General features: G+C 34.9%; 10 protein-coding genes. 4 read left to right on the forward strand and 6 right to left on the reverse strand.

Features of this window, described 5'->3' with window-relative positions; genetic code table 11:
* Positions 1-59: 59 nt before the first annotated feature.
* Positions 60-464 carry an endonuclease domain-containing protein gene (locus tag QUH73_RS01800; RefSeq protein ID WP_101309159.1) on the reverse strand — a complete coding sequence of 135 codons (405 nt, stop codon included), beginning with the start codon at positions 462-464 and terminating at the stop codon, positions 60-62.
* Between the two features lie 197 nt (positions 465-661).
* Positions 662-1,516, reverse strand: coding sequence for a GNAT family N-acetyltransferase (locus QUH73_RS01805; protein WP_289528757.1), 855 nt, complete (start codon positions 1,514-1,516; stop codon positions 662-664).
* Between the two features lie 227 nt (positions 1,517-1,743).
* Between QUH73_RS01805 and QUH73_RS01810 the strand changes: the two genes are divergently transcribed.
* Positions 1,744-2,526: a hypothetical protein gene (locus QUH73_RS01810; protein WP_289528758.1), complete on the forward strand. Its 783-nt coding sequence runs from the start codon at positions 1,744-1,746 to the stop codon at positions 2,524-2,526.
* Between the two features lie 75 nt (positions 2,527-2,601).
* On the opposite strand, the gene QUH73_RS01815 is transcribed toward QUH73_RS01810, so the two are convergent.
* Positions 2,602-4,872: a tetratricopeptide repeat protein gene (locus QUH73_RS01815; protein ID WP_289528759.1), complete on the reverse strand. Its 2,271-nt coding sequence runs from the start codon at positions 4,870-4,872 to the stop codon at positions 2,602-2,604.
* 380 nt (positions 4,873-5,252) lie between these two features.
* Here QUH73_RS01815 and QUH73_RS01820 point away from each other — a divergent pair, with 380 nt between their 5' ends.
* The 3 genes from QUH73_RS01820 to QUH73_RS01830 all read left to right on the forward strand — a co-directional run bounded on the left by QUH73_RS01820 (position 5,253) and on the right by QUH73_RS01830 (position 9,009).
* Positions 5,253-7,484 (forward strand): hypothetical protein, encoded by a 2,232-nt coding sequence (locus QUH73_RS01820; protein WP_289528760.1) that lies wholly within the window; start codon positions 5,253-5,255, stop codon positions 7,482-7,484.
* A 66-nt stretch (positions 7,485-7,550) separates the two neighbouring features.
* Positions 7,551-8,069: a hypothetical protein gene (locus QUH73_RS01825; protein ID WP_289528761.1), complete on the forward strand. Its 519-nt coding sequence runs from the start codon at positions 7,551-7,553 to the stop codon at positions 8,067-8,069.
* 10 nt (positions 8,070-8,079) lie between these two features.
* Complete coding sequence (locus QUH73_RS01830; protein ID WP_289528762.1) at positions 8,080-9,009, forward strand: hypothetical protein; 930 nt, start codon at positions 8,080-8,082, stop codon at positions 9,007-9,009.
* Between the two features lie 146 nt (positions 9,010-9,155).
* Here QUH73_RS01830 and QUH73_RS01835 read toward each other — a convergent pair whose 3' ends face one another.
* From QUH73_RS01835 to QUH73_RS01845, 3 genes are read right to left on the reverse strand one after another with little or no spacing between them, the layout of a single operon-like run.
* A complete protein-coding gene (locus QUH73_RS01835; RefSeq protein ID WP_289528763.1) occupies positions 9,156-9,596 on the reverse strand; it encodes a hypothetical protein in 441 nt (146 codons plus the stop codon).
* Positions 9,597-9,631: 35 nt separating this feature from the next.
* Positions 9,632-10,273, reverse strand: coding sequence for a hypothetical protein (locus QUH73_RS01840; protein ID WP_289528764.1), 642 nt, complete (start codon positions 10,271-10,273; stop codon positions 9,632-9,634).
* Entirely contained in the window at positions 10,257-10,742 is a 486-nt protein-coding gene (locus tag QUH73_RS01845) for an RNA polymerase sigma factor (RefSeq protein ID WP_289528765.1), read from the reverse strand. The genes QUH73_RS01840 and QUH73_RS01845 overlap by 17 nt, the downstream gene beginning before the upstream one ends.
* Between the last annotated feature and the right edge of the window lie 49 nt (positions 10,743-10,791).

Genomic DNA, 10,791 nt, shown 5'->3' on the forward strand with positions numbered 1-10,791 from the left:
GTGAACGATTCTCCCATTTTAAGGGGAGATGTCCGAAGGACAGAGGGGTGTGTTTTATTTTAATTTTTACGATTCCTTTTAAATGCAGGATCGTTATTATGTTTTTTAAATGAGCTTTTTATCTTTTCAAGGATGTCTGGTACATTTGATAATTCTTCATTTTTGACTCGTACTACAGTAATATTTAAATTGGTTAAGATTTTATCACGATTTTCATCCCTCTCTTTGGTGAAATCATGAATTTTACCATCTAATTCAATGGCTAATTTTTCTGCTTCGCAATAAAAATCCGGTACAAAAAAGAAGTATTCGTCAGCATACGATTCATAAACTATTGCATGTTGTCGAATAAACTTTCGCCCGAGCAGTTGTCGCTTGCGAATATGCTTCCATAATAAGTCTTCCGATTTGGTCGTGTTTTGTTTTAGTTTACTCTTACACTTTATTATTTCGTGAAATTTCATTGTCTTTTATAATTTTACCCCTTCGCCTGTTGGCACTTTGTTCACAATATTATTTCAAATTGCGTTCACGATCTTCACTTCGTTACGGTACCCTCAAGAAGGGAAGATTTGGTTTGTGACGGTTTCTCCCTTTTTTAAGGGAAGATGTCCGAAGGACAGAGGGGTGTTTTATTTCCTGCTTTTAAGAATTAGTGATCTTACAATTCCATTATCATTTCAAACTGTTTCCCGCTAACTAAAATTGAGTTTGATTTCAGGAATTCCGTAATCGACCCGCACTCTATTTCTGTATTTAGGCATTTTATAGAGTCGTGCTGATTCAATTTCACCATTTCTTTAAGAAGCAGACTGCCAATGCCTTTTCGTCTGTGTTTTGGCTCAACCGCTATTTGGGTAATGTCACCCGATTTTGCTTCGAAAATACCATAAGCCAATAGTTGCTCTCCCTTAAAAACTCCCAGTAGTTTAAAATTATCCGGTTTTCTTGATATTGCTTCGAAGCTATTTTGCCAGGATGGTACGAAATCACAGAATGAGCTCTGTTTTTCGGCTTGCGGTAAATCGATTGACTTAAGAGCATAGGCAGGATTTAATTGCAGGGAATCAACTTTTATTTCTTCATTTTTCTGAACGAAATAGTTGAACTCACGGCTCACGCAAAAACCTAGCTTTTTATATACTGATATTGCTTTTGTATTGTGCTGCAATACCTCCAGCAAGTACTGCGAAATACCGGCTTCTTTTAGAAATGGAATTGAGTAATTGAATATTTTGCCTGCCAATCCTTGTCCCCGATATTCTTTGATAGTTCCGGTTCCTGTATCGTAGGCCATTTTAATTCCATTAAAAGAACCAATCCCATTGCAGGTAAAGGCTGCCAATTTATTGTCATCAAAAGCACCAAAGGATAGTTCAGGAACGAATCCTCTGCGGTGCAGCATCGTTTTTAATTCAACACTGTCGAATTGTATTTCATAATCGTTAAATGCTTGACTAAAAGCTTCAAAAAGGTCAGGAAAAGGAATTCCTGCTAAAGATTTTATTGTAATCATGATCAGCTTACTTGTTTTGAATGAAGTTTGAATCCGAATTTATCAAAAGCTCATTGATAAACAAAACATGCAGTATAATTAATTGGCGGAATATTCTCTGCTGTTTCTAAATTTGATTTGTTATGAATATCCATTTGATAGATTGGCTGTTATTATCTGCAATTTTTATATTGTACAAAGAGATAAAAAGCTGTAACTTAAGTGTTATTCACCTAAAACTGGTTGTTATGAAAAAAATATTACTATTTGTTGCTATGGTATTGTTTTGTGGAATTGGCATGGCACAGCAGGAACGGTTTCTGGTTTTTGAATTTATGAAAGTTCCCAACAATCAGGAAACGAATTATTGGGAGACAGAAACTTTTTGGGAAAAAATACATGCTGAACGTTTTAAAAGCGGAGAAATTAAAGGCTGGGATTTATGGTCATTAAAACCTGGAGGAACAGAACAGGGCTATCAGTATGTAACTGTGACGATCTACGACGATCCGGTAAAAGCTTTATCGGATGGAGATGTGTGGAGTGCTGCTAAAAAGGCTTATCCAAACATGTCGGATGAGGAGTTAAGGAAAGCATTGCAGGATGGTGAGAAATCGAGAGAACTTAGTAAAAGAATGTTTTTAAAAGTAATTAAGACCACGGATGATAATTTTACGATGGATATAGGAACTGTTATGAGAATGAACTTTATGGAGGCAACTAATGGTAAAACAGATGAGTATGAGAAGGCTGAGATAAATCTTTTTCTTCCAATGCATCAGAAAAGAGTAGAAGCCGGAACCATGAGTCATTGGGCTTTGGCAAGAGTACTGATGCCTTCGGGCAGTAAAGTTCCGACTACTCATATGACTTTCGATATGTTTAAAGATTATCTTCATTATTTTGATGCCTATGGCCGTAATGAAGTATTTAATGTTGATGCCGAAACACAAATGAAAATAGACGAAGCAGTAAAAACAAGAGATCTGAATTGGACTTATTTGGGAACCTTGAAGAAAACTGTGAAATAGATGATTATACCACTATTAAAAGAGTATTTCTGTTTGGAAATACTCTTTTTTTTGTTGAAAAAATTTGCTCATGCATTATTTTCTGGTTTCATCTTTTGTTTGTTTTTGAATACTTTCTACTATGTTTTCTAGTTTTTCAGTTGGTTTCAGATCGAGCTTTTTTCTTAGGCGATAACGAGCAGTATTTACACTCGAGGGTGAAATTAGGAGTATTCCTGCCATTTCACGTGTTGTTAAGCCAAGCTTGATTAGAATAAAAAGCATGATCTCATTTCGGGAGAGAAATGGATATTTGTGTTTAAGAGTACCAATGAAGTGAGGATTTTTCCGGGAGAATAAGAAAAGGTAATCATCCCAATCTTCTTCAGTACTTAGTTTCGAGCTGAGCAGACATTCTATTTCGTTAAATTCAGAATTGTTTGGGGCGATGAGTTGATTCTGCTTTAGTTTTGCATTTAGCTCTTCAATAATAATCTCCTTAGCTTGAATTAAATCCTTCGACTTTAAAATGGTCGATTTGTGCTGTTTTGATTGCTTTTCCAATTCTTTTTGTGCCAATTCCTTTTTGTTGATTTCAATATGAAATTTTTTGGTTCTTCGTTTCAGATATAGAAAAAGGAATCCAGATAGAATCAGGCACGAGGAAATGTAAAAGATTCGTAGTAGAGAAATTCGATTGAATAGCCGTTTGTTTTCTTTCGTAAGCAGATCTTTTTCTTTTTTTGCCAGCAACATGGCGAAATTGCTGTCTTTTTTATACAAAGCCAGAGTCTGATCCCGTTCACGAATTTTTGAATTAATTTTATCTGTCTCGGCAAGGTAAAAATAGGCACTGTCAGGCTGTTGCAATTTTTTATAAATTATTGAAAGACTTTTTGCTGCATTGGCGCGTTCGTAAAGCCGTTTCATCGATTTGTAGTTTCTCCAACTGCTAAGAATATATTTTTTTGCCGGCAAAAGACTATCCATAGCCATGTAGCACTTCCCTATGGTGAGTTTACTTAAATTGGCAGTAGGTTTTATATTGAATTTTTTTGCTAAATGTTGGGCTTGTATGGCGTGTTTTAATGCTACGTCTGGTTCCGAATAAAATTTTAAAATGTTTTCTGCTTTATAAATGTGATAGGTGGCCATAAATTTTTGGTCTTGGCAATTGGCAAGTAAGTTTTCTGCAGCGGTCAAATAATACAAGCTTGAATCCTTTTCGTTGTTTAACATGCAACTAATGGCGAGATCAAGATTTACTTCAGCAACTTTGGCTTTTAATCCTAAACTTTGATTGCAACTCAATGATTTTTTGTAATACTTTTTGGCATCCTTATAGTTATTCCATTTTGCCATGAGATTTCCTAGCTGTAGATAACCTATTGCAATTCCTATGCTATCTTTTCTGTTGTGAAATATTTCTATTCCATTGTAAAGAAGAGATACACCGGCTCGTAAATCACCAATGTGCTCGTAGCATTTACCTAAATTGGTATTTATATAGGAAATCATATTGGTGTCGTCCTGTTCTTGCGCAAGAGTCAGGGCCTTTTTATAATTGATAATTGCTTTGTCATACTCGCCTTTTGATGTGTACAAAACACCTAAGTAGGCTAAGTCCTGAAAGTTGTCTTTCCAATTCGTACTGTTTTGACTAATTTCTACGGCTTTTAATAAATAGTTTTCAGCCTTTATTAAATCAGAATTTTGATTGTAAAGAAAAGCGATATTGGAGTAATAGGCTCGTTTGATGTTATCCGATACGTTCTTGTTTTTTTCAATGAGAGAATTGAAAAGTTCAATTCCTTCCGACATTTTGGAGGCATACCAATAACAGTAAGTCATTTGTTTCAAAACACCTTTGCAATATTCTCCAATGTGTTTGTTTTCCTCTTCAGCAAGAATTTTCATTGAATGATTGTATGCTTTCTGATAAAGGTCTATGGCTTTTGGATATTCATGAAGGCGTTGGTAACACTTAGCTTTTAGGTATAGCCCCTGTACAATTTCATCTTTTTTCTTCAGCTTTTCAGCCAGTTCAAAAATCGCATCTGTCTTTTTTATAGCCTCCAGATATTTCTGTTTCGAAAATAAACCAGAGCCCCAGTAAAGAGTTGATTTAAGAAGGGCAATAGAGTCGTTTAATGCAATGGACTGTTCGTGGCATCGCGAGGCATAATAGATAATTGTATCACCATTTTCACCATAACCAAATGTCTCAGCAATTTTCAAATTTGTTTGAAGTTGTTCTGTTCCGAATTGTGTTTTAGAAATAAGGATCAGTGAATCGATTTTTGACTGAGGATATCCTGAAATAGAAACGAGAAATAGGAGGAGTGAGAGGATTTTTTTGGCTGTCATAAATAAGAATAATGTAAAGGGTAGCCAAATGTAAAAAAAATAAGATGAAATCCGGCAATGTTGAATACGTGTTAATGGAGTGTTTCATAACAGGCTGTAATTAAGATAGTAAATCAAAAAGGATGTAAATGTCTATTGTAATGTCTATTGGTGTTGTTTCTCATTTATAGGGGGTTTGTTCATATTTGCGATGCTTGCTGCAGAGAGCTTGAGATTATGATGAAAGCCTTGTTCTGGCAGGCTGGTATTTGAATAGGATAGACACAAATAATTGCAAAAGCAATGTGACTAGGATGGATGATTTTTAGGTTGCCTGCAGCTTAATTTTTTTGAAAAAGATACTTAAAATCAATTTATAATAATTATTAAATTTTAATGTAATGAAGAAAAATCTACTCGTTTTACTTAGCTTGATTTTGATTCCTGTATTGGGAAATTCTCAATCGTTTAAAGGGAAAGATAAAGTGAGTTTCTTTCAAGCTCCTGCAGAAAAGGTGAAATTTTCATCTGCAAATGTATTTTTATCAACAGATAAAGCTTTACAGGAAGCTAAAAGAGAAACATCAAAAGCGAAAGTATCTAAGTTTGGTTCAAAATTAGGTGGTTTTGGTGCGACAATGGCTGGTGCAGTTAATAAAACCATCGATAAAGTTGCTGAAATCAACAAAATGATAGATGCAATTAAAGATGAAGAAGGCAGATTTGCGGTATGGAATTTTGTTCCTGCATACATTAAGTATGACATGAATAGTGTAAAAGAGAAAGTAAATGTTGAAATTTTTGTTCTTTCAGAGTCACCTAAAACGGAGATGGGAACAGAGGAAAGAATGCCAACAACAGCAGACAAAGAAGGTTACTATCTTGTTCCTTGGAGTGTAAACTGCAGATATCAGGTGACATCAGCTCGGGGAGAGGTAATTTATGAGGATAATTTAGGTTTGGTTTCCGGTAAAACCAAAACTAAAAAATACACACCCGCGGCACCGGCAAAACTTGGAAGTATTTCCCAGGCACCTGCTAATGATGCTCTTTCAGTTTCAGATGAAATTGGTGTGAACGAAGCTTACAAAAGAGTTCACAAAGAAGTATTCTCACATTTTGGATTTGGTCAGTTTACTGTGGCTGCAAAATTGGGAAGTATCAAAGAAATTAAAGAATTGAATAAACTTACCAAGCCAACTGTTGCTTTATTTGAAAATAAGAAGGGTTTATTGCTAAATAAAGATGAGAAAGCAACATTAGCGGACTATATTAAGGTTTTGGAGCCAAATATCAGCAAATGCTCTGATAAGACAAGATGGGTTGCCTATCACAATTTATCGTTGTGTTACGCATGGATGGAAAATGTTGAAAAATCTCAGGAGTACTTGAAGAAGTATACCGGCGAAATAGAGGATACTTTCGGGAAAATTAAAGTTTTTAATCAACTGGTTAAAGGAGAGCTATCTAAAGAGCAACGTGTTGCTGCCAAAGCGAAATATGGATCTATAGCTATCGGTACTAAGGATATGAAGAAATATTCAAATTATAAAGACATTGAATGTTTCGTAAATTATTATCCTAAAGGGGCAAATGCATATCCGGCCTTATTGACTACTATCAACCGAAACTTGTCGCAGTTTGTAGATTTCTATGCACATAACGATTTGCTGTGTCAGTTGTTCGAGCTTGATTATCCATTTCAATTCCTTCCTTTACAGGACTTTAAAGGATTGCCAAAAAACATGATTGGGCAAATAACTAAAGAAGGTGACGAGCCAATTGATTTTACTGTGAAGTTTGATAGCAAACGCAGAGTAAAAAAATTGGAAGCCAGCCAAATTGGTATTGCTGAGGATGGATCAAAAGACAAAATTATTACTCGTGATATCAAGCCTGTTTATAACGAAGCGGGTAAATATGCTTATATGGAAGTAAACGCAGGAATGTTTGCAGAATATTATGGCAAGACTACTTCCTATACAAAGATTAATGAGATCAGCGATCCTTTGGTTGGAGCTACTCATGGTGCAGCCAATAATATCACCAAAAATATCGGCTTTTTGGGAGGTAAAGTAAGTGAGGAAGATGTACAGTTAATGGTTGATCTTGAGGGCAAAATTTACTTTAAAGGAAAGTCGGCTTTACCACGGGTAAATGCCATTTTCAAGGATCTTTTAAATGCCAATGGATTTGTTCCTAAAAGACCAAAAACCACAACAGAATTCGAAACGATTGCTTCTATTAACGAAGATGGTGTCTTCACTGAATGGAACTGGAATGGTACAACCCACACCCATTTAGCTGGTTCGAAAGGGGTTGGACAACAAAATATCAATGCCGATAAAATGATTAGAGATATGAAGTTTTCTTCTGTTGATGACCATGGTAATCCTATGAAAATTCATTACGATTTAGATTTAGCAGGTAAGTTATCGATGAACGAGAGAATGAGTTTCAAAGGCTTTATGAATTATGCATTCCTTGCTGGAGCCGGTCCTCAGGTTAGTTCTGATAATTTTACTATTGATACCGGTATGGATTGGGATTGTGAGTTTGTTTACGATGCCCAAGGAAACTGGACAGAGATGAAAGTTGGTCCTTATAAAGCAACCAGAACTTTTAAATATTAATACAATTCAAGTGTTGGGCAGATCGTAAAGGTCTGTCCAATTATTTTATCCTAAAATAGAATTCTAATGGTAAGAGACTTATTTAAACCGTTTACCGGATTTCTTTTTGCCTTTTTTTTACTGTTCTCCACGCAGGTTTCGGCACAATTGGTAAATGTAATTTCGACTTCGGCAGAAGACCAGCTAATTAAAAAGTACAATTTCTTTTCAATGGTTGAGGCTGAATCAGACATAGCAGTTGGACAAGAATGTGTTAAGGCAAAAAATATATCAGATTTGCCTCTTTTGTTCTTTAAAGAGGCAATGTTTACTCCCAATCGTGCAATCGAAGTTCATTTTATGGATGCAAATAGTGAGAATATGGTATTGGAGCACAACAAAAGTGAAGATGATATCTTTTTCGTGAAATGCAGATTTGTGGTAGGAGAGTATTCAAAATCATGGTTTGTGCTTCTTGATGATCATGCTATTGTGTTGGAAAATTGTGCAACTCATAAATATTTAGGACTTACTGAAAAAGGAGATTTTTATCCTGTAAATGAGGTGAGGGATGCCTCACGTTTCGAATTAATACATCACTTTTAATTTGTAAAATATGAAAAAGACATTGCTATTTTTGAGTCTGATCCTGTTTTGTGGTGTGTCAATCGCTCAGGAGATATTTGCTCCGGCTTTTAAAATGACTAAAGAACCTCTTTTGCGGCCTAAGATTTACATTGAACCTGCTGCAGTAAACGGAGATGATATCCCTTTCGATATTGATACTTTACTGAAAAGTAATTTCGAATCGGGTAATTGGATTAATTCTCCAAGAGGTAAAGGTTTGCGCATAGAAAAGCACTGGAGAGATATGAAAATCTATTCGTTGGCAACTAGTAAAGAAGAGGCGGATGTAATTGTACAACCAAGATTGAATTACGTAGCTAAATCAGAAAAAGTTGACACCTGGCTGCATGAATTTAATGGCCGGGGTGGCGTGAAAATTCCATTCAAAGAGGTTCGTGCAACAAATTCGCTTGATGTTAAGATAGTTCTTGATTTTAGGTATAAAGATAAGTCCACTTCTTCTGATACAATTTCATACGAAACGAAATCGGTATTGAAGAAAGGTAAAAAATTGATATCGCTTGAGGAGATGAATGAGAAATTAGTGAAACAAATTGGCTCACAATTGTACTACTTACAGCACTTTGCCGAATGTAATATGATTTGCTACCGTTTTCCTAAACTTAAGATAAAAGATAAAGAACTAAAGAATGATATAAAAACCATTCAAACTTTGTTGAATGAAGCCAGGTTAAGCGATGTGGCCAATATCTACCGGAAAATTATTGATAAAGAATCTTCACCTGAAGCTCATTTATGCTTGGGTATTTGTTATGAATTGGCAGGAGATATCAAAAAGGCAGAAGCAGAGTTTAAACACAAAATTGACTTTCATATTAAAACGAGAATGAAATCTAATAATCAGATATATGATTATTTTCAATCACTAGGTATCACCTTGAAAGGAGTTGAGATTTAGTATAACATTATTGTATTTTAGTTAGAAAGAAATCCCGTTAATAGTGTTGGCACTATAGCGGGATTTGCTTTTTTTCTTATATCCTGTTTTTGTAAAAGCGAGCATAAATGTGAATTTGACTAATACTGAAATTTCAACAGGCAAGATTAGCAACTGCATTCTAAATTTAGTTGATTCCCATTTTGTTCAGCTTTTTTATCAAAATGTATTCCTACAGATATTCCTATTGCCAAACCAAGTATCAAGCCCATGCCATTGTTATCAAATGAAGCAGAAAACGCCACTCCCAGAGCCACGCCAATGGCCATATAAAGGTTTTTGTAGTGGTTTTTTGTTACCAGATTAAGTTCCTTTTCAATTAGTCTCAGAGTTTTATAATACACTTTTCGCAGAAGTCTGATCAATTTTTTATCTGTTTCTGAAAATGAATGAATCGTGGCAATATCCGTATTAATTGTGTTTTGTATACTTTCCGGCATTTCTCTTTTGTTCAACTCATCAATCAAAACCTGTAACTTATGATATGCTTTTGTAAGCTTTATATTTTGCTCAGTATTAGCTCTTTCTTCTATTTTATGTATTGTCATACTCGTAAAATTAAAATTATTATTCTGAATAAAAATCAAGCTCTCAATTCTTCAATATCTGCAATTAGTTCATCCAGCTTTCTAAATACCTGGCCATAGATCAGGCTCACATCAAAATTGTAAATTCGATCGCCAAAGTAGGCTAGTAAACCCGTAATGATTGCAATGGGAATTGTCCATAGTACCGGTATGTTATTTATGAGATAAATTTGATTAGGTCTTTCTAATATCCCTTTAAATGTCTCCTGAATATCATTCGAAAACCAAAAACCCAATACCATAAAAACAAAAAATAAAGGGTAATAATATCTGGCTAGTTTCCTGTTAACTGCAAGTTGTTCTTTCATCCAGTTATCGAATGATTTCAAATATTGGTAGCTGTTTACATTTTTATCAATTTTAATTAGGTCTTTCATTAATCTTCTGTTGACCAGTACAATAGTATTTAAAATGAAAAAATATCCTATACCCATAACAGGGATTCCCACAACACCGGAAGCAATCAAAATTACGAATGAACCTATAACTATTGCATTCAGGTTTATTCTGAACATTCTTTTGAATTTATCGATGATGTGTTTGGATTTTTGATTGTACAAGTCATTTAGTTTCGGAGCCACCAATGCATCGTTTTTTAAAAAGCCCTCTTTCCAAATTGTTTCAATTGACTTTTCCATCTAGTATTTTTTTAAGTCGTTCTTTAATTCTTTTGACCCGCACACCAATGTTGTTCGGATTTGTGCCAATAATTTCTGCTATTTCCTGATAGGTTTTTTCCTCCAGATAAAGCAAAATAACTGCCCTGTCTACCTCCGACAATTGCTTGATCGCAATATAGAGATGATTAAGGGACTCATCGTCAAAGGTCCGGTTGTCTTCAGCGGCCACGTCTGGTAAATGATTTGACGTAACATGATGTTTACTGTTTTTCTTTAGTAAGGTCAGGCAAACATTCAAGGTCAATCGATAGATCCATGTCGACCATTCAGATTGTCCTCTAAAATTCTCATTACTTCTCCATATTTGTAAACAAACCTCTTGGTAGTAATCTTCGAAATCTTCCTGTGTATTCGTATATGCCCGGCATATCTTAATGATAATGGCAGCATAAGGAAGAATTGATGATGTGTAAAAATCGGTACTCACTATAGTTTTTTCTTAATTAGTGGTTGAAATATAAGATTATTACACCCAA

The organism is Labilibaculum sp. K2S (genome assembly GCF_030372765.1).
Classification (GTDB): Bacteria; Bacteroidota; Bacteroidia; order Bacteroidales; family Marinifilaceae; genus Labilibaculum.